Raw genomic sequence first — 24,407 nt, 5'->3', positions numbered from 1 at the left:
GATGGGCGCCGCCCACGACGCGATCGTCGTCGGCGCGGGCCTGGCGGGCCTGGTCGCCGCGACCGAGCTCGCCGGCGCCGGGCGCCGCGTGCTGCTGCTGTAGCGCGAGGGCGAGCAGGACCTCGGCGGACAGGCCTGGTGGAGCTTCGGCGGGCTCTTCCTCGTCGACTCCCCGGAGCAGCGCCGCCTCGGCATCCGCGACAGCCTCGAGCTCGCCCGCCAGGACTGGCGGGGCTCGGCCGGCTTCGACACCCCCGAGGACCACTGGCCCCGACGCTGGGCCGAGGCCTACCTCGACTTCGCCGCGGGGGAGAAGCGCGCCTGGCTGCGCGGCATGGGGCACCGGATCTTCCCCGTCGTCGGCTGGGCCGAGCGCGGCGATGGCCGCGCCGAGGGCCACGGCAACTCCGTGCCCCGCTTCCACATCACCTGGGGCACCGGCCCCGGCGTGCTCGAGCCCTTCCTCACCCGCCTCGCTGCGCACCGCGGGACCGGGCGGATCACGCTCGCCACCCGCCGCGCGGTCGAGGAGCTGCTGGTCGAGGACGGGCGCGTCGTCGGGGTGCGCGGCAGCCTCCTCGCGGCCGACGGGACCCCGCGCGGGGTCGCCTCGACCCGCGAGGTCACCGGCGAGTTCGAGGAGCGGGCCGCGGCGGTCGTCGTCACCACCGGTGGCATCGGCGGGAACGCGGGGCTCGTGCGGCAGGTGTGGCCGGGCGACCTCGGGACCATGCCGGAGGGCGTCGTGCACGGGGTGCCCGCGAGCGTCGACGGCGCCGGCATGCTCGCCGCCGAGCGGGCCGGCGGGCGCTGGATCCACCGCGAGCGGATGTGGCACTACACCGAGGGCGTGCGCAACTGGGACCCCGTCTGGCGCGGGCACGGGATCCGGATCCTGCCCGGCCCGTCCTCCCTGTGGGTCGACGCCCGCGGCAGGCGACTGCCCGCCCCCGCCTTCCCCGGCTTCGACACCACCGCCACCCTGCGCCACCTGCGCACCACCGGCCACGACCACTCCTGGTTCGTGCGCACCCCGGCGATCATCGCCAAGGAGTTCGCGCTCTCCGGCAGCGAGCAGAACCCCGACCTCACCGGCCGCGACTGGGGCCAGGTGCTCGGCCGGGTGAAGCCCGGCGCGCCCGGGCCCGTGCAGGCCTTCCTCGACCTCGGCGAGGACTTCCTCCAGGCCGGCAACGTGCCCGAGCTCGCCGCGAGCATGAACGCCCTCGTGGGGGCGAGCCTCATCGACGCCGCCGAGCTCGGCCGCGTGATCCGGGCGCGGGACGCCGAGATCGTGAACCGCTTCTCGAAGGACGCGCAGCTCACCGCGCTCCGCGGCGCGCGGCAGTACCTCGGCGACCGGCTGATCCGCACCGCCGCCCCGCACCGCCTCCTGGACCCGCGCGCCGGCGGACTGATCGCGGTGCGCCTGCACGTGCTGCTGCGCAAGACCCTCGGGGGACTGGAGACCGACCTCGGCGGGCGCGTGCAGCGCGGCGACGCGCTCGGCGGCTCCGCCGGAGGCGCCGTGCCCGGGCTGTACGCGGCGGGGGAGGTCAGCGGCTTCGGCGGCGGAGGGATGCACGGCCACAACGCGCTCGAGGGCACCTTCCTCGGCGGCTGCCTGTTCAGCGGTCGCCAGGCCGCCCGCGGCGTCCTCGCAGACCTGGGGTGAGGCTCAGCTCCCGTCAGTCCTCGCCGGTGCGCTCGGCGCCGGGCAGCAGGATCGTGGAGAAGTCGTCCTCGCCGTGACCGGCCGCGATCTCGGCGTCGAGCGAGGCGAGCGCGCCGCGCAGGGCCGGCAGGTCCGACCCCGGGCGGGGGCCGGCGTCGTCGGAGGTGCTCGCCCCGGCCGCTCCGTCCACCGTCGCGATCATGAGCCGGGCGTCCTTCGCGATGGCGTTCGCAGTGAAGTCCCCGCCCTCGGTGGTGCGCTCGCCGCGCACGAACGGCCCCTTCATCCCGGCGATGAATGCGAGCCCGGTCGAGCCGAGCATGTCCAGGGTCTCCTCGGCGGAGGCGCCGCAGGCCTCGCCGAGCGCGAGCGCCTCCCGCAGACCCTGCGCGCTCACCGCGAGGGCCAGGTTCGCCAGCAGCTTCCCGGTCGCCGCGGCACGTCCGGAGGCCACGCCCCGCAGCCGCTCCGGATCCGCCCACGGCGCCACCAGCTCCATCACCGCGCTGCGCCGCGCCTCATCGGGGGTGCCCACGTACACGCCGAGCTTCCCGTTGCGCGCCGGGCCGAGCGTGCCGACCACGGGCACGCCCACATAGGTGGGAACCGCGGCGGCGAACTCGTCGGCGTCCGCGGGGGAGACGGTGGTGGTGTCCACCCAGGTGATGCCCTCGGGGATCAGGCCGGGGCCCGTGATCGTCCCGCGCACCGCGTCCGGACCGAACAGGGAGGTGACCACCAGGTCCGCCCCGTCGACCGCCTCCGCGGCGGTGGCGGTGACCGTCGCGCCCGCCTCGGCGAGGCGCGCGGTGCGCTCGACGGTGCGGTTCCACACCGTCAGCTCGTGGTCGGGAAGCAGGTGGAGGGCCAGTTCGGTGCCCATGCGGCCGGTGCCGAGGAACGCGATTCTCATGCCCTCCATCCTCGCACCGACACCGCCGCGCGGGCGGGTCGTTCGGCAGGCGGGCGGTGTCGGGGCGGGGGAGCGTTCCCTGTCGCCCTTCTCGTCCGCGGTGCACAATGGAGGGCATGACTCCCCGTGTCACCCGTCGAAGCGCACTCGTCGCGGCAGCCGCCGCAGGGATCGGGTTGCCGAGCGCAGCCGCCGCCGCCCAGCCCGCCGCCGCCCACGCCGCCCACGCCGGGAACGACAAGTTCCAGAACATCCGGGTCGCGACCTACAACATCTCGCTGAACCGGCCGCGGCAGGGGCAGCTGCTCGAGGACCTCGCCACCGGTGAGGACGCCCAGATCCGGGCGGTCGCCGAGGTCATCCAGCTGAACAACCCCGACATCATCCTGCTCAACGAGTTCGATCACGACGACGAGGGCCGCGGCGTGGACCTGTTCCGCCGCAACTACCTCGAGGTCCCGCAGAACGGCACGAGCCCCGCCTTCTACCGCTACGCCTATACCGGCCCGGTCAACACCGGTGTCCCGTCGGGCCTGGACCTGAACCGCGACGGGACCGTGGGCGGTCCGGACGACGCCTGGGGCTTCGGCGAGTTCCCGGGCCAGTACGGGATGGTCGTCCTCTCGCGCTACCCGATCCTCACCGAGCAGGTGCGCACCTTCCAGAACCTGCGCTGGGCGGACATGCCGCAGAACCTGCTGCCCACCGAGTTCTACGGCCCCGAGATCTCCCCGCAGCTGCGCCTGAGCTCGAAGTCCCACTGGGACGTGCCCGTGCAGATCGGCAGCTCCGTGCTGCACGTCCTCGCCGCGCACCCCACCCCGCCGAGCTTCGACGGTCCGGAGAAGCGCAACCAGCGCCGCAACCATGACGAGATCCGCCTGTGGGCCGACTACCTCCGGCCCGGGAAGACCTCCCGCTGGATCGTCGACGACGCCGGCACGGCCGGGGGACTGGACCCCAGTGCCGCCTTCGTCATCCTCGGCGACTACAACTCCGACCCGGTGGACGGCGACTCGTGGCCCGGCGCGATCGACCAGCTGCTGAACCACCCCCGCATCCAGGACCCGACGCCGCGCAGCGCGGGCGGGGCCGAGGCCGCGCAGCTCCAGGGCGGCGCGAACGCGGACCACGAGGGCGACCCGGCGCTGGACACCGCGGACTTCAACGACGCCCCCTCACCCGGCAACCTGCGCGTGGACTTCGTGCTGCCAGCCCGGAGCCTCCAGGTCGCCTCCTCCGCCGTGTACTGGCCCGCCCAGGGCACCCCCGGCAGTGAGCTGACCGGCACCTACCCGTTCCCCACCTCGGACCACCGCCTGGTCCGCGTGGACCTGCAGATGAAGACCGCCTGACCCGATGAGCGAGAGCCTGCCCCCGATCATCGACGTCGCCCGCCTGCACGAGCTGCTCGACGAGCCGGGCGAGGGACCGCTCCTGCTGGACGTGCGCTGGGCGCTGGACGGCTCCACCGGCCGCGACCAGCACCTGGCCGCCCACCTGCCGGGCGCCGTCTACGTCGACCTCGACACCGAGCTCGCCGCCCCCGCCCGGGTCGAGGCCGGCCGCCACCCGCTGCCGTCCCCGGAGGACGTCGCCGCGACCCTGCGCCGCGTCGGCGTCACCGAGGACTCCCGGATCGTCGCCTACGACGACACCGACGGCGGCCCCGCCGCGCGCCTGGTGTGGATGCTGCGCGCCCTCGGGCACGACGCCGCGGTCCTCAGCGGCGGGGTGCATGCGTGGAACGGCCCGCTCGAGTCGGGCGAGGTCACCCCGCGTGAGGGCGACGTGCCCGTGCGCGAGTGGCCCGCGACGAGGATCGCGTCGGCCGACGAGGTCGCCGCGCTCGCGGCCTCCGAGGACGGGGTCGTCCTCGATGCCCGCGCCCCCGAGCGCTACCGCGGCGAGGTCGAGCCGATCGACCCCCGCGCCGGACACGTGCCGGGCGCCGTGAACCTGCCCTACGCCGGGAACCTCGACGCGGAGCGCCGCTTCCAGGACCCCGCGGCGCTGCGGGAGCGCTTCGCCGCCGCCGGCGTCACCGAGGGGCGCGGCACGATCGTGTACTGCGGCTCCGGCGTCACCGCCACCCACGACCTGCTCGCGCTCGAGAGCGCCGGGTTCACCGGGGCGCGGCTGTTCCCCGGCTCCTGGTCGCAGTGGAGCGCGGACCCCGACCGCCCGGTCGCCGAAGGCCCGAACCCCTGAGCCCGAACCCCTGACCCCTGGGCCTCCGACTGGGCCTCCGGCTGGTCCTCGGGCGCGGGTCACGCGCCGGGGTTGATCTCCCGGATCGCGGCGACGATCGCGCGATGGTGGCGGCGCTGCGCATCCCGCTCCGCCTCGGGCACGTCCTGCCCGAGCACCGCGGCCCAGATCGGCACCATCTCCTGGTGGTACGAGTGGCCGTGCCCGCCGGCGGCCCTGATGGACAGGGGCATGTCCGCCGCGATCTGCCAGAAGGTGATCCACGGGAACCAGCGCATCGCCGGGGTGACGTCGTGCCCCGCCCGCTCCTGCAGCCAGGTCGGCTCCCGCCACAGAAGCGACGGATCGAACCACACCACCGGGTCCGAGGGATGCTGCGCGTAGACCACGCGCGGATGCTCCCACGGCGCGTACATCCCGCCCCAGTAGTCGCGGTGCAGGTCCCGGGGCCGGGTGACCATGCGGATGTGGCGGCCGTCGTCGATGATCGGGGCGACCGCGGGGGAGCCGGGCCGTGAGCGGGCCACGATCTGCTCCCACAGCGGCGTGAAGCGCGGCGTGCCCGTCCACACCGCCCCGTCCACGCTCCTCAGCATCTCGGGCACGTCCCGGAACGCGGCATTGCCGCCGAAGGCGCCGAGCGACTCGCCCGCGACATAGAGCCTCGGCCGACGGTCCTCCGGCAGCTGCGCCATGCGCCGCTTCACGGCCCGCAGCAGCAGCTTCCCGGCGAGCTGCGGGGAGCGGCGGTCGACGAGATAGGACAGGGGGCTCGGGTAGTAGGAGTACTGGATCGAGGCGGTCGCGCAGTTCCCGGCGGTGAGGAACTCGATCGCGGACAGCGACCACTCCTGCAGCCAGCCGGTGCCGGTCCCGGTGAACAGCACCAGCGCCTCCCGGTCCCACGCCCCGGTGCGGTCCAGCTCCGCGACCACCGCGTCCGCCGTCTCCTCGAGCGAGCGGGAGGAGGATTTCGCCGCGTAGACGCGGATCGGCTCGAGGGCGGGCCGGCCGACGGTCCGCGCGATCAGCTCCGGGTCCGCGCCCGCGGCGACGATCTTCCGCCCGGGCGCGCCGAGGGACTGCCAGGTCTCCAGCGACTCCGGACCGCCCGAGCGGAGCGGCGAGGTGGGACGGGGGACGTCGGGGGAGATGAGGCGGTTGGCGGCGTCGGCCCGCTCGATCATCGCCTCCAGCACGCGCCCGCGGATCAGCCGGTCCGCGACCACCACGACCGTCGCCCCGGTGAGGACCAGCGACACCGCACCCACCACACGGGCGGGCAGGTAGGGCCGCAGCAGCGCCCGGTACAGGTCCGCGGTGGCGATCGTGGCGCGGGTCGCGACCAGCGCCGCGAGCGAGAAGCCGATCCCGCCGGCGGTGCCGACCACATGGGTGGCGAGGTTCTTCGGCTCCTGCTGGACGAGGTGGCTGATCTCCCGCTGGCGTAGCACGCCGCGCACCCACGAGTGGGCGGAGATCGCGACCAGCGCCGCGGCACCGGCCCAGCGGGCGCGGCGGCGGTGGTCCGGGGCGATGTCGACCTCGAGCCCGACCGCGCGCATGGTGCGCCGCACCAGACGGCCCGCGAGCGTGCCGGTCGCGTACCCGTACACCTCGGACAGGCCGATGTTCACCGCCCACATCCACCAGGTGCGCGGCAGCAGACTCGGGGAGGTGGAGATCCACGCGGCCGCCGAGGCGCCCAGGAAACCGCCCGTGTCCAGCGGCATCGCGATCGCGGAGCGTCGGGCCCGCTGCCCCGCGCGGCGACTCGTGCGGCGCAGGAACGTCGCGGCGCCGCCGGCGACGGAGCTCAGGGCGGACAGGGGCGACGGGAGTCCGAAGCGCATACGCGCAGGCTATCGGAGAGTCCGCGCCCCGGTCACCCGGTGAGCGCGCGGGCCGCCGCTCCGTACGCTGGAGTCATGAAGATCCTGCTGCCCGACACCATGCCGCTCGACCCGACGCTGCCCGAGGGATGGGAGGCCGCGGTCGTCGACGCCCGCGCCGAGATCCCCGCCGCGCACCACGACGCCGACGTGCTCGTCGTGTGGGGCTCCTCCCGCGCCCATCTCGCCTCCGCCGCTGAGCACCTCGGGAACCTGCGCCTGGTGCAGTCCCTCGCCGCCGGGGTCGAGGGGATCCTCGCCGCCGGCTTCGGCGAGGACGTCGTGGTCGCCACCGGTGCGGGCCTGCACTCGCCGACCGTCGCCGAGCACGCCCTGTCCCTGCTGCTCGCCCTCGTGCGCCGCCTGCCCGACGCCCTCGACGCGCAGGAGCGTCACGAGTGGTCCTCCGAGCTCGGCGGTCTCCAACCCCTGCACCCCGAGGGTCGACTCACCACCCTGCTGGATGCGAACGTGCTGATCTGGGGCTTCGGTGAGATCGGTCAGCGCCTCGCCCCGATGCTCCAGGGACTCGGAGCGCACGTGCGCGGCGCCGCCCGCAGCGCCGGGGAGCGGGCCGGATTCGAGGTCATCGCCGACGCCGACGTGCTCGCCGCCCTCCCGGACACCGACGTGCTCGTGAACATCCTGCCCGCGACCGAGGCGACCACCGGGATCGTCGGCGCCGAGGTGCTCGGCGCGCTGCCGGACCACGCGATCCTGATCAACGTGGGCCGCGGTGCGACCGTTGACCAGGACGCGCTGCTCGCGGCGCTGCAGGCCGGGACGCTCGGCGCCGCCGGACTCGACGTCACCGAGCCCGAGCCCCTGCCCGCCGACCATCCGCTGTGGGACGCACCGCACCTGCTGCTCACCCCGCACGGTGCGGGCGGCCGCCCCGTCGGGGCCGACGAGCGGATCGCCGCGAACGTGCGCGCCCTCGTGCAGGGCACGGAGGTGCTGCACGCGTCCGCGCGGTGACATCAGCCTCGTGACGGGAACGGCGCGCTGACCCCTCACAGCTGCGCCGCGAACGCCTCCACCGCACGGGCCGAGGTCTCCGCGACCTGGTCGAGCTCGAGATGGAACTGCTGCCCGGCCGCGGGACCGCACAGGTCGGAGACCGCGCGCAGCGCCACGAAGGGCACGCCCAGTGCCTCGGCCGTGCGGGCCGAGGCGGTGGTCTCCATGTCGGCGCTGAGGGCCGACGGGAACCGCTCGCGCATCGGCCCGGCGAGAGGGGCGGTGACGAACGCGTCCCCGGAGAGCATGAGGCCGCGGCGCACGGCACCCGACGACTCGCGTGCCGCGCGCTCGGCCCGGTCCGCCCAGGCCCCGTCGGCCGCGAAGCGCTCGGGCCCGCCGGGCACCTGGCCGGGGGCGTAGCCGAAGGCGGTCGCGTCCGCGATCGAATAGGTGAAGGTGTCGCCCACGATGAGGGTGCCCACCTCGACGTCGGCCGCGAGACCCCCGCAGGAGCCCGCCGCGACCACGACCGACGGGCCGTGCGCGAGGATCCCCCAGGTCGCCGCCGCCGTCGCGGCGGCGATGCCGATACCGGTGGTGACCACGACCGCGTCGCGCCCGGCGAGGCGGCCGCGCACCGCGGCGACGCCGGAGGTGAAGGGGGTCTCGAGCCGCTCTGCGCTCTCGAGACGGGCCACGAGCGGCGCGGCCTCCTCGGGCATCGCGGCGAGGACGAGCAGGGGAGCGGCAGGGCTGGTCATGGCCTCGAGGGTACCGGCCCGCGATGACCGGCCGCTCGCGCACCCAGGCGGGTTCGTTAGGCTGGCGGGACCGGCAGCGAGGCGACCCGGGAGGGTCGCGGACAGGAGGCAGGAATGGGTCGCATCCGAGACGCCGTGGTGACGGGGGCGCGCACCGTCAGGCGCATCCCGATCCCGTCGACGCTGACCCACCAGGCGCTGCGCGAGGCCCGCAGCCCGCAGCCGCCCGCCCACGTGCAGAAGGCCCACGCCGTCGAGCAGGAGATGCCCGGCCGCACCCGCGCCGTGTGGCTGGACCGCCACCACGCCGAGCAGGGCCTGATCGTCCACCTCCACGGCGGCGCCTACGTCTCCGGCCCCTTCGCCAGCGACTGGGCCTGGCTGTCCCGCCAGGTCGAGGCGCTCGGCGGCGCCGGTCTCATGGTCGACTTCCGCAACGCCCCCGACCACCAGCACCCCGTCGGCCGCGACGACGTCGAGGCGGTGCTCACCGCCCTCGCGGCCGACGGCCGCCTGGACCGCCCCTGGGTTCTCACCGGCCAGCACTCCGGCGGCGGGCTCGCCGTCGCGATCGCGCGCCGGCTCCGGGAGCGCGAGGACATCCCCTCCCCGTCGGCCCTCATCGTCATGTCGCCGTGGCTGGACCTCGAGCTGTCCAACGCCGGGATCACCGAGACCGGGCAGGTCGACCCCGTCCACGAGCGGCGGCTGCTGCGCGATGCGGCCCGCCGCTACGCCGGGCGCACGTCCCTGGACGACCCGGACCTCTCGCCGATCAACGGGAGCCTCGAGGGGCTGCCCCCGATCCACCTCAGCGTCGGCGCGAAGGACCTCTTCCTCTCCGATGTGCGGGTCGCGCGGCTGCAGCTCGAGGAGAACGACGCGGACCTGTCCTACCGCGAGATCGGCGGCCGGCTCGGCCTGCAGCTCCTGCCCCGGAAGGGCGAGGACATCGAGCGGCTGCACCGCGAGCAGGCCGCGCTCATCGCCCGCGCGCTCGGACGCTGACCCGCAGGAGCCGGCTCAGGGCTCGACGATGACGAGCGCCGCGCCCGGCGCGGTCGCGGTCCAGCGGTGCCTCGGCATCGCCTGGATCATCCCCGCGACGAGCATGGCGTGGCCCACCAGGTAGGTGAGCATCACGAGCTCGGTGCTGTAGGCGATCGAGGCGCCCGGCAGGAACCAGTCCATGCCCAGCAGCGAGCTTGACAGCAGGAACAGGGTCCCGCCCGTCCAGGTCAGGCCGTTGCCGCCCGCGGAGAGGAAGGCCATGGTCGCGAGCGCCACCGCATAGGCGGCGACCATCGGCAGCAGCTCCCCGGCCCCGTCGGCGCAGGCCACGAACAGCCCGATCACCACCGCGCCGTAGGGGATCGCGAGCGCGAGGCGCATGGGGTCGCGGGAGCGGACCCACAGCGGCGCGAGCGCGGCCGCGTAGAAGATCAGCGCCCCGAGGAAGCCCACGATCGCGAGCAGTCCCGCGTTCGCCACCGGCACCTGGCCGATCGTGTCCCCGATCCACGCGCAGGTCAGGCCCCCCAGCAGCAGGCTGGTGGTGCGGGAGCGCTGCGGGGCGGCGGTCACCAGGATCGCGATCAGCAGAGGGGCGAACATCGGCTGGGTGATGCGGGCGACGAGCGAGGCGTCCGCCAGCAGCGCACCGAGGTGCGTCAGCCCGGTGAGGGCATAGACGCCCCACAGGGCGAGGTGGGCGGAGCGGATCGTCGACACCGCTCAAGCGTAGGAACGTCCGCCCTGCTCCGGCCAGGGTTCTTCCGGCCGTTCGGGGCACGGTTGGATAACATCGGCCACGGTTCGGTCACGACCGCGGACGGGTGTCCGAAATGCCGCCGGTTGCCGTTCATCCGGCGACGCAGGGCGTCACATCCGCCGTCACATCCGCCGTCACATCTGCTGCGGCGCGTGCACCCCGAGCGCGTCCAGGCCCTCCACGAGCACCCGCTCGGTGAGCTGGGCGAGGGCGAGCCGGCCCGCACGCACGGACTCGTCCTCCGCCGCGAGGATGGGGGAGGCGTCGTAGAAGCTCGTGAAAGCCTGGGCGAGCGCGAACAGGTAGGCGCACAGCCGGTGCGGCTCGTAGGCGTCGCCCACCTCCGCCAGCACCGGACCGAACTGCAGCAGCTGCAGGGCCAGGGCGCGCTCGGCGTCGTTCTGCACGAGCGGCGCGACCCCGTCGGCCGAGACGCCGCGCTCGGCGGCCTTGCGCCCGATCGAGCGGATGCGCGCCACCGCGTACTGAAGGTACGGGGCGGTGTTGCCCGAGAGGGCGAGCATCCGGTCCAGGTCGAAGGTGTAGTCGGAGTCGTGCCCGGTGGAGAGGTCCGCGTACTTCACGCCGCCGATGCCGATGTCGTGCGCGATCTGCTCCCGCTCCGCCTCGGGCAGGTCCGGGCGCAGCTCGTCGATCACGGAGCGGGCCGCGGAGACCGCCTCCTCCAGCAGCGCCATCAGCCGCAGCGAGGCGCCGGAGCGGGTGCGCAGGATCTTGCCGTCCTCGCCGAGGACCGAACCGATCTTCACGTGCTCGGCGTCGACGCCGTCCGGCAGCCAGCCCGCCTCGCGGGCGGTGGTGAAGACCATCCGGAAGTGCAGCTCCTGCGCGGTGCCGACCACGTACGCGATGCGGTCCGCCTGCAGGTCCGCCACGCGATGGCGGATCGCGGCGAGATCGGTGGTGGCGTAGCCGTAGCCGCCGTCGGACTTGCGGATGATCAGCGGCAGCGGCTGCTCGTCGCGGCCGGTGAAGCCCTCCGGGAAGACGCACAGCGCCCCGTCGGAGATGCGGGCGATCCCCGCCTCCTCGAGGTCGGTGCACACGGCCTCGAGCAGGTCGTTGTAGGTCGACTCCCCGGCGAGGTGCTCATCGGTGAGGGTCACGTCGAGCATGTCGTAGATTCGGTGGAAGTACTGCTTGGACAGGGCCACGAGGTCCGTCCAGATCCGCAACGACTCCGCGTCGCCGGACTGCAGGGTCGCCACGCGCTTCCGCGCCCGGGCCGCGAAGCCGGTCGCCTCGGGGTCCGCGTCGAACTTCGCGCGCGCCGCCTGGTAGAAGGCGTTGGGGTCGGTGCGCAGCAGGTCCGCCTCGGCGCTGTCCTCGCCCACCTCCAGCAGGTGCTCGATGAGCATGCCGAAGGGGGTGCCCCAGTCGCCGATGTGGTTCTGGCGCACCACGGTGTGGCCGAGCTTCTCCAGGGTGCGGGAGATCGAGTCGCCCACCACGGTGGTGCGCAGGTGGCCGACGTGCATCTCCTTGGCCACGTTCGGGGCCGAGTAGTCCACGACCACGCGCTCGGCCGTCTGGGGCACCGGCACGCCCAGGCGTTCGTCGACGGCGAGGTCCGCGGCCTGCGCGGCGACCCAGTCGGTGCGCAGGCGGATGTTCAGGAAGCCGGGACCGGCGATCTCCGGCTCCTCGGCGATGTCCGCGAGATCCACGGCCGCCACGATCTCCGCGGCGATGTCGCGGGGCTTGCGCCCGAGCCGCTTGGCCAGCCCCATCGCGGCGTTGCACTGGAAGTCAGCGAACTGGGAGGGGCGGATGATCGGGTCGGCGTCCGCGTACTCGGGCCCGAAGGCGGAGACGAAGGCGGACTGGAAGCGCTCGGTCAGCGCGATCTCGGGAGCAGGCATGGCTCCAAGCGTAGTGCGCGCCCGTCGCGCCGGGGGCCAGCCCCCTGGTCGCCTCCAGCACACCTGCCTAGGGTAGAGGGATGCGCACGCTGCTCACCCTGGCCCTGAACATCATCTGGCTCGTCACTGCCGGCTGGTCCCTCTTCCTCGGCTACGTCATCGCCGGCATCCTCGCCTGCCTCTTCATCGTCACCATCCCCTTCGGGCTCGCGTCCTTCCGGATCGCCGGCTTCGTGATCTGGCCCTTCGGCCGCGAGGTCGTGGACACCGGCCGCGGCGGCGCGGTCGGCGCCGTCGGCAACGTGATCTGGTTCGTGATCGCCGGCTGGTGGCTGGCCCTCGGCCACGTCGTCACCGCCCTCGCGCAGGCCGTCACGATCATCGGCATCCCGCTGGCCTGGGCGAACATCAAGCTGATCCCCGTCACCTGCTTCCCCTTCGGCAAGGAGGTCGTCGACGCGGACTCCGCCCGCGCCCGCATGCTCCCCACGGCGCGCTGACATGCAGTCGAGTGATGCCGTCGATGCCGTCGATGCTGTTGATCCGGGCGAGTACCGTCGCCTGAGCGACCTGCTCGCGGTGGGCCTCGCGGTCGTCTCCACCCGCCAGGGCCCCCATGACGTGCTGGTGACCGTCGACTCGTACCTCGATGTCTCCTACGACCCGCCCACCATGCTGGTCGCGCTGTACGGGATGAGCCGCGCCGCCGAGGCGGTGGAGGAGGCCGGGCACTGCTGCCTGAGCCTGCTGACCGCCGAGCAGCAGCACCTCGCCGACCGCTTCGGCACCCCCGCCGCGCCCCTGCAGGGCATGCTCTCCGGACTCGAGGTGGGGCGCACGGCCGACGGGGACGCGATCCTGCCCGGCGCGCTCGCCCACTTCGCCCTGCGCATCGACCAGGGCGTGGACGCCGCGACCCACCGCCTCCTCATCGGCCCCGTGGTCGGGATGGGGGAGGGGCCCGTCGGCGCGGACCCGGCCCTGCGCTTCGCCGGCGAGAAGCGGGAGCTGCGCCGATGAATCCGCTGCTGCGCCTTGCCCTGCGCACCGTCTCCATAGCGGGCCGCTTCGACGTGCGCGAGGACTACCAGCGGGTGCGGAAGGTGCAGCGTCGCATGGCCGCCCTGCCCCCGGCCCGCTACCGCACCCCCATCTGGGACACCGTCTCCGACGGGCCGGACGGCCGGCGCGTGCCGGTACGGGTCTTCGCCCCGGCCGAGCGGCGCCGCGACGACCTGCTGCTGTTCTTCCACGGCGGCGGCTGGGTCACCGGCGACATCGAGAGCTACACCCCCGCCTGCGCCACCATGGCCGACCTCACCGGCTGCCGCGTCGCCTCGGTCGACTACCGCCTCGCCCCCGAGCATCCCTTCCCCGCCGGGCTCGAGGACTGCTACGGCACCGCCCGGCGCCTGCTCGAGGACCCGGGCCGGGCAGGGCTCACCGACCCGGACCGGATCGTGCTGGTCGGCGACTCCGCCGGCGGCAACCTCGCCGCCGCCACCTCGCTGCTGCTGCGCGAGAGCGGCCACCGCGTCCCCTCCCGGCAGATCCTGCTCTACCCCGTCACCCACTGGGACCACGACCCCGAGACCTCGCCCTTCGAGTCCGTGCGCCGCCACGGCGAGGACTACCGCCTGACGAACACCGAGGTGAAGGACTACCTCGAGCTGTACGTCCCCGACCCCGCCCGACGCCGCCACCGCCTGGTCGCCCCGCTCATGGCCGAGGACCTCACCGGCCAGCCCGACACCCTGGTGCTCAGCGCCGAGCTCGACCTGCTGTGCGACGAGGGCGAGGCCTACGGGCACGCGCTCGCCGCGGCCGGCAACCGCGTGCGGGTCCACCGCCTCGAGCAGGCCCTGCACGGGGTGATCACCCTGCCGCGCTTCGCGCGCCCCCTCAAGGAGGCGTACGAGCAGATCAACGCCTTCCTCGACGAGGACCTGCCCGCGAAGGACCCGTCATGACCGGCGCCCCCGCGACGACCGGGCACCGCCGCCACTGGGTGCGCCTGGACAACGCCTCGAACATCTTCCCCGCCGCGCTCAGCGAGCGGGACCCCAAGGTGTTCCGCATGGCCGCCGAGCTCGACCACGAGGTCGACTCGGCGCTGCTGCAGGAGGCGCTGGACGAGACCTACGCCCGCTACCCGCTCTACCGGGCCGTGCTGCGCCGCGGCGTGTTCTGGTACTACCTCCAGGACTCGACCCTGCACCCGCGGGTCGAGCCCGAGCGGGAGCACACCTGCGCCCCCATCTACCGCACCGACCACCGCACCCTCCTGTTCCGCGTCACCCACCACGGCCGCCGCGTGAACCTCGAGACCTTCCACGCCCTCTCCGACGGCACCGGCGCGCTGTGGTTCCTCACCGACCTGCTCACCGCCTATGTGCGGCGCCTCGACGGACGCGACGGGCAGGGCGGGCGGGAGGATCCGTCGGCCGACGGGGGAGCGGACCACGAGCGCACCGGCTCGGCCGCGCACCCCGATCCGGCGCCCGCGCGCGCGGGCACCCACCCCGGCGCCGAGGCGGCCGAGGAGGTGCACGAGCTGACCACCGATTCCTTCGCCCATTACTTCCGGCGCCGGCGCGGGCGGGACCGGGCCCCGTCGGCCGAGGATGAGGAGGGCGAGTTCGAGCGCGAGGCCGCCCCGGCGGTCCTCACCGTGCGGGACCCCGAAGAGCCCGAGGAGGGGGCGCTCGAGGCCGACGCCCCGCCGCCGCGGCCCGAGCGGGGCCGCGTCTTCCACGTGCGCGGGCCGCGCACCCCCGACTTCCGGCCGCGCCTGGTGGAGCTCACCATGCCCGTCGGCCCCGTCCTCGCGCTCGCCAAGTCCGAGGGCGTGGCGATGACCATGTACCTCACCGCGATGTTCTTCGAGGCGATCCGCCGCAGCGCCCCGAGCGCCGAGCACGCCGCCATGGCGGCCTCGGTGCCGGTGAACCTGCGCCAGTTCTTCCCCTCCACCTCCGCGCGAAACTTCTTCGCCACCATCCGCGTCGCGCACCGCTACCGGGCGGGGGAGGACGACGCGGTGGGCGCCGTCGCCCGCGCCCTCCAGGAGGACTTCGCCCTCGAGGCGACCCCCGCCGCGCTCGCGCAGAAGCTGCACCGCCTGATCCGGGTGGAGCGCCTGCCCGTCGCCCGGGTCGTGCCCCGTCCCCTCAAGGACGTGCTGCTTGGCCTGATCAACCACGCCAACAACAGCTCCCTCACCGTCGCCGTGTCCAACCTCGGCCGGGTGACGCTGCCGCCCGAGGTCGAGGCGCACGTGGGACGGATGTTCTTCCACGTCTCCGCGGTGCGGCCCCAGTTCTGCGCCATCTCCCACGCCGGACAGCTCACGATCAGCTTCACCTCCCCGTTCACCGCCGTGGACCATGTGCGCGAGTACGTGCGGATGCTCGCCGAGGCCGGGGCGGACGTGCAGGTCGCCGTCCCGAAGGTGACCGAGCGAGAGCTCACCTGGGGGGCGCCATGAGGCGCTGCGAGGACTGCCGCGCCGGGGTGGAGGGCGACTGGACCCGCTGCCCCCTGTGCGGTGCGGAGCTCGAGGCACCGGCGGACGGTGACCCCGCGCCCGCCCCGCACCCCGACGTGCCGCTGCGCTTCTCCCGCCGCCGTGTGCTGCGCGTCCTGTTCCTCACCTCGCTCGCGATCATCGCGCTGTCGTTCGCGGCCCAGCTGGTGTTCCGGCTCGGCCACGAGGACATCGGCGCCTGGCGCATCGTGTGGCTCGGCATCGCGGCGCTGTGGCTCGTGGTGCTCATGGCCGTGCGCAAGCGCTCCAACCTGGCCAAGTCGATCGTGTACCTCGTGGTGCTCGTGGGCGGGGTGTGCGTGTACGTCGACTACCTCGCCGGCTGGTCCGGCTGGGCGCTGACCTTCGCGGTCCCCATCCTCTGCGCCGCGAGCGTGATCGGCCTGCTGGTCGTCGCACGGGTGGTGCGCATGGAGGTCGGCGACTACATCGTCTACAGCGGCCTGACCGTGCTGCTGGGCCTCGCGCCGCTGGTGTTCCTCGCGCTCGGCTGGGTCAGCACCGCCATCCCCTCGGTGATCTGCGGGGCCCTGTGCCTGCTCGCCACCTGGTACCTGCTCACCGTGCGCGGCGCCGAGGTGCGCCACGAGCTCGCCACCCGACTGCACCTGTAGCGGCCCGCCCGCAGGGCGCGTCTGTGACCCCGGCGGTGTCCGACGCCACGGCGCGCCGACGGCGGCTGCGCGCCTTTCCTCTCTAGGATTGAAGGGCACGTGCGCATTTGCCTGCGGGCCGACGGACAGCAGGAGAGAAGGTCGATGGACAGGGATCCGCGCGAGGACGAGAACCAGGATGCGGACTGGATCTTCGCCTTCGACGACCCCCACAGCCTGCCCACGGACCGGCTGCCGGGTCGTGAGGAGTTCGACCGCTACGCCACCCCGCTGCTCGCCCGCCGCGCCGGCGGCGCCGCGCTGCCCCGCACCGAGGAGGCCCCCGCCCCTGTCGCGGAGGGCGCTGCGAGTAATGCGTCCGAGCCCGACGCCGTGACCGGAGCGATCGAGGTCGTCCCCGGTGAGGACGCGTGGGAGACCGCCGGCGAGTCCCGCACCCGCTCCTACGCCCGCTCCGGCACCACCCCGAACGCCGAGGAGGAGGAGATCCCGCTGGGCGGGTTCCAGCTCCCCGAGCGGTTCAAGGAGCTGGGGATCTTCGACGCTCTGCGGGACGTGCTGGCCCTCATCACCCTCGCCTCGGCGCTGACCACCACCCTCACCACCGCCGACACCCCGGTCCTGGACCTCATCGGCCGGATCGCGGTGGGCGTGGCCCTGGCAGCCCTCGTCGCCGTCCACGCCCTGCGCTGGTTCCCGGAGAAGCCGCCGCTGCGCGCGATCCGGATCCTGCGCGTGGCCGGCATGGCCCCGGCCCTCGCCGCCGCCGTGACCGTGCTGGTCGCCGACCTCGCCCTCTCCCTGCCCGTGCTCTTCGCGCCCCTGCCGGACGGGCCGCCCGTCGGGATCGGGGTGGGGGTCTCCCTGCTGCTGCTCGGCGCGATCCTCGGCATCGAGCCCCGCGCCCACGAGGGCTACGTCCCCCAGGCCCGGGCCCGCCGCATCGCGCGCACCGTCCTGCTCGGCATCGGCATCGCCGCGGCCGCCGCGCTGCTGCTGGCGCTCGTGATGATCATCGGGCGTCTGTTCACCACCGGCTGGCCCTTCTCCCTGATGGCCTTCGCGAACACTGTCGTCTCCGCCCTGCTGCTCCTGGTCGTGATCGCCTCGGCGCTGCGCCGCGACCGGTCCTGGTACGTCTTCTCCACCGCCGTCACCGCCGGGCTCGCCATCGCCGCGCTCGCTGACAACACCCTTGGCCTGCAGTTCGCCGCGCCCCTCAGCGCCGCGACCGGGTACGTCTACCTGCCCTTCCTCTTCGCGGCCTTCGGCCTGATGATCTCGCGCTCCTTCGTGCGCTCCATGCCGCTGTCCTTCCGCCGCACCGACTGGCTCGTGTACACGGTGCGCACCTTCGAGTTCAGCGCCCTCATGCACGCCGCCGCCGTGCTCTGGCACCTGCTGGCCTCGCTCGCCGCGACCGCCGGCGCCGCCCCCGGCGGCCCCGTGCTCCACCTCGTGGACGCCGTGGTGTGCGTGTGCTTCGTGGTGGTCTCCCTCTTCGGCCGCAACGCCCTGCTCTCCCGCCCCGCCGTCAGCGCCCGCGCCAGCGGCGTGGTTGCCGCGCTCGTGCTCGTCGTGGTCGGCTTCCTCGACGTCATCGTCAACTCGCTCGCCACCCTCAGCGGTGCGGGCCTGGTCACCGGCGGTGCCGCCCTCGTGCTCGGCATCGGCGCGGCCCTCATGCTCACCGTCCCCGCCCCCGTGCGCGACGAGTTCGGCGCCCCGGACATCTCCCGCATGTTCGCCGACTTCCGCGCCCGCGACGGCGGCCGCGTCTCCCTGCTCGACCTGGTCCCCGACGTCACCGAGGAGACCGCCGAGCGCAAGTTCTACCCCGGCTCCTGACCCGTCGGCCGACCCGCCCGCCCGAAGCTCCCTCCTCACCCCCTGGAGAACCATGTTCCGCTGGACCCTGCACGGAGACGGGCGCACCATCGCCCCCGACGCGATCGTGAAGCCCGAGGAGCGCCTGGTCTGGCCGCTCACCATCGGGATCGGCGCGCAGCACGTCATCGCCATGTTCGGCGCGACCTTCCTGGTCCCGCTGCTCACCGGGTTCCCGCCCTCGACCACCCTGCTGTTCTCCGGCATCGGCACCCTGCTGTTCCTGATCATCACGCAGAACAAGGTGCCCAGCTACCTCGGCTCCTCCTTCGCGTTCATCGCCCCGATCACCGCCTCCACCCAGGCCGACTCCATGGGAGCCGCGCTCGGCGGCGTCATGGTCACCGGTCTGCTGCTCGCGGCGCTGGGCCTGCTCGTCTCCCGGGTGGGCACCGCCTGGATCCGCGCGCTCATGCCGCCGGTGGTGATGGGCTCGATCGTCGCGCTCATCGGCTTCAACCTCGCCCCCACCGCGTACGACAACTTCCAGCAGTCCTCCGTCACCGCCACCATCACCCTGTTCGCGGTGGTGCTGTGCACCGCCCTGTTCAAGGGCATGCTCGGGCGGATCTCCGTGCTGCTGGGCGTGCTGGTCGGTTACCTCGTCGCCGTGCTGCGCGGCGAGGTCGACTTCACCCCCGTCGCCGAGGCGGCCTGGATCGGCCTGCCCCAGTTCCACCACCCCGAGTTCAACTGGGCCCTGCTGCCGATGTTCCTGCCCGTGGTGCTCGTGCTGCTCGCCGAGAACGTCGGCCACGTGACCAGCGTGGGCCTGATGACCGGGCGGAACCTCGACCACATGGTGGGGCGCACCCTCGCCTCCGACGGCCTCGCGACCGCCCTCTCGGCCGGCTTCGGCGGCTCCGCCACCACCACCTACGGCGAGAACATCGGCGTCATGAGCGCCACCCGCGTCTACTCCACCGCCGCCTACTGGGTCGCCGGTCTCGCGGCGATCGCGCTGTCGCTCTCCCCGAAGATCGGTGCGCTCATCTTCACCATCCCGGCCGGTGTGCTGGGCGGCGTCACCTTCGTGCTCTACGGCCTGATCGGCATCGTCGGCGTGCGCATGTGGGTGGACGGCAAGGTCGACTTCTCCAAGGCCAAGAACCAGTTCACCGCCGGTGTCGCCCTCGTGGTCGGCATCGCGAACGTCACCTGGACCGTCGAGGGAATCACCCTCACCGGCATCGCGCTCGGCTCCCTCGCGGCACTGGTCATCTACCACGTCATGTCGGGCCTCGGCCGCCTCACCGGCACCGACACGGAACAGGCCTCCGCCCCGGAGGCGGGAGCGGGCAGCGCCGCCCGGGACTGACGCCGGCCGCCCGGGATCAGACGCCGGGAGAGCCCCTCTGTCAGCTGGGTCGACGACGAGCACGACCCGAGCGAATCCCGGACCTGCGGGGCACTCCTGTATGCCGCCGCGGCCTCCCGGGGGAGAGAGGCCTGTCATGAGCACCACCCCGCCCGAGGACCCCACCGTCCCGGAGACCGACCCGTCGCCCCCCGTCCACCCCCTCATCGCGAAGACCCCGGTCGAGGAGCGCGACCTCACCGAGGATGTCGAGCACCCCCTCGAGGAGGAGGACAGCGACGAGCGGATCATCGAGAAGCTGCAGGCCCAGGGCGTGAGACTGGGCCGCTTCCACGTGGCGCCGGCAGTGTTCTGGCCCTCCCTGATCGTGGTCCTCGCCGTCGTGGCCGTCGCGGTGCTCTTCCCCGGCGGCACCGACGAGGTGCTCCAGGCGATCCAGGGCGGCATCGTCGCGAACCTCGGCTGGTACTACATGATGGCCGTGGCCGTGTTCATCATCTTCTCCCTGGTGGTGTGCTTCTCGAAGTACGGCACCATCCGCCTGGGCAAGGACGACGAGAAGCCCGACTTCGGCGTGCTGACCTGGTTCTGCATGCTCTTCGCCGCCGGCATGGGCATCGGCCTGGTCTTCTACGGCGTGGGCGAGCCGCTCGGCTACGTCACCAGCGCCGTCAAGCCCGGCTGGGAGGGCGACCAGGCGGAGCTCGCCCAGCTCGCCATGGCCCAGACCTACGTCCACTGGGGCCTGCACCCCTGGGCGATCTACGCCGTGATCGGCCTGGCGCTGGCCTACTCGATCCACCGCCGCGGTCGTCCCGTCTCCATCCGCTGGGCCCTCGAGCCGCTGCTCGGCCACCGCGTGAAGGGCTGGATGGGCGACCTCATCGACATCGTCGCCATCTTCGGCACCCTCGCGGGCGTCGCCACCTCGCTGGGCCTCGGCGTCCAGCAGATCGGCGAGGGCCTGCGCCAGATCGGCATCGTCGAGCAGACGGACAACACCCTGCTGGTCACGCTGATCGTCATCATCACCTTCATCGCCACCCTGAGCGTCGTCTCGGGCCTCGGCAAGGGCATCAAGTGGCTCTCGAACACCAACCTGTCCCTGGCCGGCATCGTGCTGCTCACGGTGCTGCTGCTCGGCCCGACGGTGTTCCTGTTCCAGAACTTCATCCAGTCGATCGGTGCCTACCTCGCCAACTTCATGGGCATGACCTTCGACGTCGGCGCCTTCGAGGGCCAGGAGGGCCAGGACTGGGCCAGCGCCTGGACCCTGTTCTACTGGGGCTGGTGGATCTCCTGGGCGCCCTTCGTGGGCGTGTTCATCGCCCGCATCTCCCGCGGCCGCACCGTCCGCGAGTTCATCGCCGGCGTGCTGCTGGTCCCCTCCCTCGTGGGCTTCTTCTGGTTCGCGGTGATGGGCGGCTCGGACCTGTTCCGCCAGCTGTACACCGACGACCCGCTGGTGGTCGAGGGCGAGGACGTGGCCGTCGAGGGCGCGCTGTTCGAGATCCTCGGCGACCTGTCGATCGGCCCGGTCTCCGTGGGCGGGGTCATGTCCGTCGCGGCGATCTTCCTCATCGCGATCTTCTTCGTCACCTCCTCGGACTCCGGCTCGCTCGTGATCGACATGCTCGCCTCGGGCGGTCACCCGAACCCGCCGCTGTGGTCGCGGATCATGTTCTCGCTGCTCGAGGGCGCGGTCGCGATCGCGCTGCTGCTGGCCGGAGGTCTCCAGGCGATCCAGGCCGCGGCGCTCGCCACGGCCCTGCCCTTCAGCCTGATCCTGCTGGCGATGGCGGTCACGACCCTGCGCAGCCTCAAGGCCGACCAGGCCGAGCGGGACAGGCAGTCGCTGCGCGAGCGGTACGAGCTTTTCAGCGGCAGCCTCGTGAGGGACGACGAGTTCGGGCGCACCATCGACCACCGTGTCGACTCGCGCACCGACTACACGATCGGCCGCACCCGCGGCGTCTTCGACAAGGGCGGGGTCCGCGGCACCGGCCGGCGCGGGAAGGGCGGCGCGCACGCGGCGCCCGCCCCGTCGGCAGGAACGGCCCCGTCGGCCGAGCCGCCCCCGTCGGCCGACGAGCGCTGACGCGCCCCGCACGACGAGCGTCCCCCAAAGGCACCGGCCTGCGGGGGACGCTCCGCGTTCAGCGGGATCGAAAGTGGGGCTCAGTATTCGATGACCACGCGGCCGTCGATCTTGCCCTCCTTCATCTCGCCGAGCACCTTGCGCAGGCGCACCACCTCGGCGCGGACCGTGCCCTCGGCCGCGGCGCTGCCGTACAGCTCCTCGGCGAGCTCGGCGCCGCGCACCCCGTCGGGGGAGAGGTGCAGGAGGGCCAGCAGCTCGGCGTGGCGGCCGGACAGCTCCACGGTGCGCTCCCCGCAGCGCAGCAGCGGGGTGCGGCGCCCGGTGAGGAGGAGGTCGACGGGGGCGGTGTCTGCGAGCGGCGCGCCCGGGGCGAGGGCGGCCATCTCCTCCTGGACCGCGCGGGCGGTGGCCTGCAGGAGCGGGAGGACCAGCGGCGCGACGGCGTCCGCGCTGCCGGTGACGTCCAGGACGCCGACGGTCGTGCCGGTGCGCGGGTCGAGCACGGGCACGGCGCTGCAGCTCCAGGGGTGCACGGCCTCGTGGAAGTGCTCGGCCCCGACCACCTGGATCGGGGAGCGGTGCGTGAAGGCGAGGGCCGGGGCGGAGGTGCCCATCGCGGGCTCGGACCAGTCGGCCCCGGCGGCGAAGCCCATCGCGTCGGCGCGGCGGGTGAGCGTCGAGCTGCCCTCCACCCACAGCAGGCGGCCCTGCGCATCGCCGAGGGCGACCACGAGCCCCGCCTCGACGGCCGGGGCGATCAGGCGCGAGCGCAGCAGCGGCAGCATCGCGGAGAAGGGGTGGGTGCGGCGGGCACGCTCGAGGGCCGAGCCCTCCAGCGCGGCGCGGGCGGTGGTGGATCCACTCGGCAGCGCCTGCAGGGAGCGGCGCCAGGACTCGAGCACGGGGGCGCGCACGGCGGTCGCGGCGGTGCCGCGGGGCGCGGCCCCGCCGGCGCGCAGCTCCTCCTGGGCGCGCAGCAGGCGCGCCTGATAGGCGGAGTCCGTGGGGACTGCGGGAGATGCGGGTACTGCAGGGTGGACTGTGTCGCTCACGATCCACCTCGTCGTCGCTCGTGCAACCAGTGGGCGGACCGTACAGCGCCGGGCCGGGGGAGGCAACGCGGGCCCGCCCGCGCGGCGGTGTCCTCGCTGCTCACTGCACCGGGGAGAGCACGTCCACGAGCGAGAACAGGTCACGGGGGTCGTCGGGCCGGGCGATGAGGTCCACCTCGGCCTCGAGCGCGGTGCCGGCGGTCGCGTCCCGGGCGCAGCGGAGCGCCGAGAAGTCGGAGATCGCGAAGCCGACCGAGTCGAAGACGGTGACCTGCTGGTCGTCGGTGCGGCCGGGGGCGGCACCGGTGAGCACCTCCCACAGCTCGGTGACGGGGAAGTCCTCCGGGCGCTGCTGGATCTCGCCCTCGATGCGGGTCTGCGGGGCGAACTCGACGACCACGGCGGCGCGGTCGAGGATCGTGGGGTCCAGCTCGGTCTTGCCCGGGCAGTCCCCGCCGATCGCGTTCACGTGCACGCCGGGGGCGACCTGGTCGTCCCGCAGGATCGTGTTGCGGGCCTTGTCCGCGGTGCAGGTGGTGATGATGTCCGCCCCGGCCACGGCATCGTCGACCGAGATCGCCTCGTGGATCCGGAAGCCGAGCGGCGCGAGGTTCCGACGCACCTTCGCCACCGCCCCGGGGTCGATGTCGAAGACCCGTAGCTCCTCGACCCCGAGGATCCCGCGGAAGGCGAGGGCCTGGAACTCGCTCTGGGAGCCGGCGCCGAGCAGGGCGAGCACGGCCGAGTCCTTCCGGGCGAGGGCGCGGGCGGCCATGGCGGAGGTCGCCGCGGTGCGCAGCGCCGTCAGCAGCGTCATCTCGGCGAGGAAGACGGGGTAGCCGTTGTCGACGTCGGCCAGCACCCCGAAGGCGGTCACCGTCTGGAAGCCCCGGGCAGGGTTCGAAGGGTGGCCGTTGACGTACTTGAAGGAGTACAGGCGCCCGTCCGAGGTGGGCATCAGCTCGATCACCCCGAGCGGGGTGTGGCTCGCCACCCGCGGCGTCTTCTCGAACTCGTCCCAGCGGCGGTAGTCCGCCTCGAGGTACTCCGTCATCCGCACGAGGATCCGCTCCACCCCGTCCCGGCGGAGCCACGCGGTCATCCCGGCCACGTCCAGCAGCTGCGTCATCGTCGAGCCTCCCGTCGGTCAGTCGGTACCTGCTCCGGGTTGATATCCCAAGGGTAGATTTCGCAGACGGCAGGCGGTAGACGAGAACAGCCGAAGATCTGCGCAGTCACTGTGCAGTCTGCGAAGCGCGATCTACCATCATGCGCATGGAGCGCCTCGACGATCTCGACCGACGCCTGCTGTCCGAGCTGCGCACCGACGGCCGCGCCCCGATCAGCGCGCTCGCCGGGCGGCTCGGGGTCTCGCGCGCCACGGTCGCCAGCCGCATCGAGCGGCTCACGGCCGACGGGGTGATCGTCGGCTTCACGGTCCGGGTGCGCGACACCGCCGACCCCGCCACCGTGCGGGCCACCTCCTTCATCGAGGTCGAGGGCCGCTCCACCGACCGGGTCATCGCCCAGCTGCGCGGCCTGCCCGAGATCCAGTCCCTGCACACCACCAATGGCGGCTGGGACCTCGTCGCGGAGATCGCCTGCGAGGACCTCGCCGCCTTCGACGACGTGCTGCGCCGCATCCGCGCCATCGAGGGTGTGGTCAACAGCGAGACGAGCCTGCTGCTCAGCTCCGTGCTGCGCTGACAGGGCGGGGAGCCGGGGCCGGGCAGAGAGGCAGGGCCGGGCAGAACAGAGCCAGCGATGCAGAAAGTCTCAGGAGATGAGACCTTCTGCATCGCCGGCTCGGTGGTGGGGT

Annotated in this window: 20 protein-coding genes and 1 pseudogene; 14 read left to right on the top strand and 7 right to left on the bottom strand. The window is 73.4% G+C overall.

Annotated elements, in window-relative coordinates; genetic code table 11:
* Position 1 precedes the first annotated feature (1 nt).
* Positions 2-1,675, top strand: a pseudogene (locus tag HNR70_RS11305) (FAD-binding dehydrogenase).
* A gap of 13 nt (positions 1,676-1,688) precedes the next feature.
* On the opposite strand, the gene HNR70_RS11300 reads toward HNR70_RS11305, so the two are convergent.
* Entirely contained in the window at positions 1,689-2,588 is a 900-nt protein-coding gene (locus tag HNR70_RS11300) for an NAD(P)-dependent oxidoreductase (protein ID WP_184325754.1), read from the bottom strand.
* 116 nt (positions 2,589-2,704) lie between these two features.
* On the opposite strand from HNR70_RS11300, the gene HNR70_RS11295 reads away from it, so the two are divergent.
* Both HNR70_RS11295 and HNR70_RS11290 read left to right on the top strand, forming a co-directional pair.
* Positions 2,705-3,943, top strand: coding sequence for an endonuclease/exonuclease/phosphatase family protein (locus tag HNR70_RS11295; RefSeq protein WP_184325753.1), 1,239 nt, complete (start codon positions 2,705-2,707; stop codon positions 3,941-3,943).
* Positions 3,944-3,947: 4 nt separating this feature from the next.
* Complete coding sequence (locus HNR70_RS11290) at positions 3,948-4,799, top strand: sulfurtransferase (RefSeq protein ID WP_184325752.1); 852 nt, start codon at positions 3,948-3,950, stop codon at positions 4,797-4,799.
* A 59-nt stretch (positions 4,800-4,858) separates the two neighbouring features.
* On the opposite strand, the gene HNR70_RS11285 is transcribed toward HNR70_RS11290, so the two are convergent.
* Positions 4,859-6,652 (bottom strand): alpha/beta hydrolase, encoded by a 1,794-nt coding sequence (locus HNR70_RS11285; RefSeq protein ID WP_184325751.1) that lies wholly within the window; start codon positions 6,650-6,652, stop codon positions 4,859-4,861.
* Positions 6,653-6,727: 75 nt separating this feature from the next.
* Here HNR70_RS11285 and HNR70_RS11280 point away from each other — a divergent pair, with 75 nt between their 5' ends.
* Complete coding sequence (locus HNR70_RS11280) at positions 6,728-7,669, top strand: phosphoglycerate dehydrogenase (RefSeq protein WP_184325750.1); 942 nt, start codon at positions 6,728-6,730, stop codon at positions 7,667-7,669.
* A gap of 35 nt (positions 7,670-7,704) precedes the next feature.
* Here HNR70_RS11280 and mtnN read toward each other — a convergent pair whose 3' ends face one another.
* Positions 7,705-8,415 carry a 5'-methylthioadenosine/S-adenosylhomocysteine nucleosidase gene (mtnN, locus tag HNR70_RS11275; RefSeq protein WP_184325749.1) on the bottom strand — a complete coding sequence of 237 codons (711 nt, stop codon included), beginning with the start codon at positions 8,413-8,415 and terminating at the stop codon, positions 7,705-7,707.
* Between the two features lie 114 nt (positions 8,416-8,529).
* Here mtnN and HNR70_RS11270 point away from each other — a divergent pair, with 114 nt between their 5' ends.
* Entirely contained in the window at positions 8,530-9,423 is an 894-nt protein-coding gene (locus HNR70_RS11270; protein WP_184325748.1) for an alpha/beta hydrolase fold domain-containing protein, read from the top strand.
* 15 nt (positions 9,424-9,438) lie between these two features.
* Here the strand turns inward: HNR70_RS11270 and HNR70_RS11265 are convergent, their stop codons facing one another.
* Complete coding sequence (locus HNR70_RS11265) at positions 9,439-10,146, bottom strand: lysoplasmalogenase family protein (protein WP_184325747.1); 708 nt, start codon at positions 10,144-10,146, stop codon at positions 9,439-9,441.
* 174 nt (positions 10,147-10,320) lie between these two features.
* Positions 10,321-12,069, bottom strand: a complete 1,749-nt coding sequence (gene argS, locus HNR70_RS11260; RefSeq protein ID WP_184325746.1) for an arginine--tRNA ligase — start codon at positions 12,067-12,069, stop codon at positions 10,321-10,323.
* An 80-nt stretch (positions 12,070-12,149) separates the two neighbouring features.
* Here argS and HNR70_RS11255 point away from each other — a divergent pair, with 80 nt between their 5' ends.
* The 8 genes from HNR70_RS11255 (at position 12,150) to HNR70_RS11220 (ending at position 21,533) form a co-directional block, all read left to right on the top strand.
* The gene (locus HNR70_RS11255; protein WP_184325745.1) at positions 12,150-12,569 is read left to right on the top strand and encodes a YccF domain-containing protein; all 420 of its coding nucleotides are present in this window, start codon (positions 12,150-12,152) and stop codon (positions 12,567-12,569) included.
* Between the two features lies 1 nt (position 12,570).
* A complete protein-coding gene (locus HNR70_RS11250) occupies positions 12,571-13,089 on the top strand; it encodes a flavin reductase family protein (protein WP_184325744.1) in 519 nt (172 codons plus the stop codon).
* Complete coding sequence (locus HNR70_RS11245) at positions 13,086-14,039, top strand: alpha/beta hydrolase (protein WP_184325743.1); 954 nt, start codon at positions 13,086-13,088, stop codon at positions 14,037-14,039. Before HNR70_RS11250 ends, HNR70_RS11245 begins: the two co-directional genes overlap by 4 nt.
* Positions 14,036-15,556 carry an alcohol acetyltransferase gene (locus tag HNR70_RS11240; RefSeq protein WP_184325742.1) on the top strand — a complete coding sequence of 507 codons (1,521 nt, stop codon included), beginning with the start codon at positions 14,036-14,038 and terminating at the stop codon, positions 15,554-15,556. The genes HNR70_RS11245 and HNR70_RS11240 overlap by 4 nt, the downstream gene beginning before the upstream one ends.
* A complete protein-coding gene (locus HNR70_RS11235; RefSeq protein ID WP_184325741.1) occupies positions 15,553-16,230 on the top strand; it encodes a DUF6320 domain-containing protein in 678 nt (225 codons plus the stop codon). Before HNR70_RS11240 ends, HNR70_RS11235 begins: the two co-directional genes overlap by 4 nt.
* Positions 16,231-16,374: 144 nt before the next feature.
* Positions 16,375-18,078: a DUF7937 domain-containing protein gene (locus HNR70_RS11230; protein WP_184325740.1), complete on the top strand. Its 1,704-nt coding sequence runs from the start codon at positions 16,375-16,377 to the stop codon at positions 18,076-18,078.
* 52 nt (positions 18,079-18,130) lie between these two features.
* The gene (locus HNR70_RS11225; RefSeq protein WP_184325739.1) at positions 18,131-19,435 is read left to right on the top strand and encodes a uracil-xanthine permease family protein; all 1,305 of its coding nucleotides are present in this window, start codon (positions 18,131-18,133) and stop codon (positions 19,433-19,435) included.
* Positions 19,436-19,571: 136 nt separating this feature from the next.
* Positions 19,572-21,533: a BCCT family transporter gene (locus HNR70_RS11220; RefSeq protein WP_184325738.1), complete on the top strand. Its 1,962-nt coding sequence runs from the start codon at positions 19,572-19,574 to the stop codon at positions 21,531-21,533.
* 80 nt (positions 21,534-21,613) lie between these two features.
* Here HNR70_RS11220 and HNR70_RS11215 read toward each other — a convergent pair whose 3' ends face one another.
* Positions 21,614-22,588 (bottom strand): sigma-54-dependent transcriptional regulator family protein, encoded by a 975-nt coding sequence (locus HNR70_RS11215; protein ID WP_184325737.1) that lies wholly within the window; start codon positions 22,586-22,588, stop codon positions 21,614-21,616.
* A gap of 100 nt (positions 22,589-22,688) precedes the next feature.
* Entirely contained in the window at positions 22,689-23,717 is a 1,029-nt protein-coding gene (gene ocd / locus HNR70_RS11210) for an ornithine cyclodeaminase (RefSeq protein ID WP_184325736.1), read from the bottom strand.
* Positions 23,718-23,863: 146 nt separating this feature from the next.
* On the opposite strand from ocd, the gene HNR70_RS11205 reads away from it, so the two are divergent.
* Positions 23,864-24,295: an Lrp/AsnC family transcriptional regulator gene (locus HNR70_RS11205; protein WP_184325735.1), complete on the top strand. Its 432-nt coding sequence runs from the start codon at positions 23,864-23,866 to the stop codon at positions 24,293-24,295.
* The last annotated feature ends 112 nt before the right edge of the window (positions 24,296-24,407 follow it).

The organism is Brachybacterium aquaticum (genome assembly GCF_014204755.1).
Lineage (GTDB): Bacteria > Actinomycetota > Actinomycetes > Actinomycetales > Dermabacteraceae > Brachybacterium > Brachybacterium aquaticum.
The sequence above is the reverse complement of the archived record's forward strand: the minus strand, read 5'-3'. Positions and strand labels throughout refer to the sequence as shown.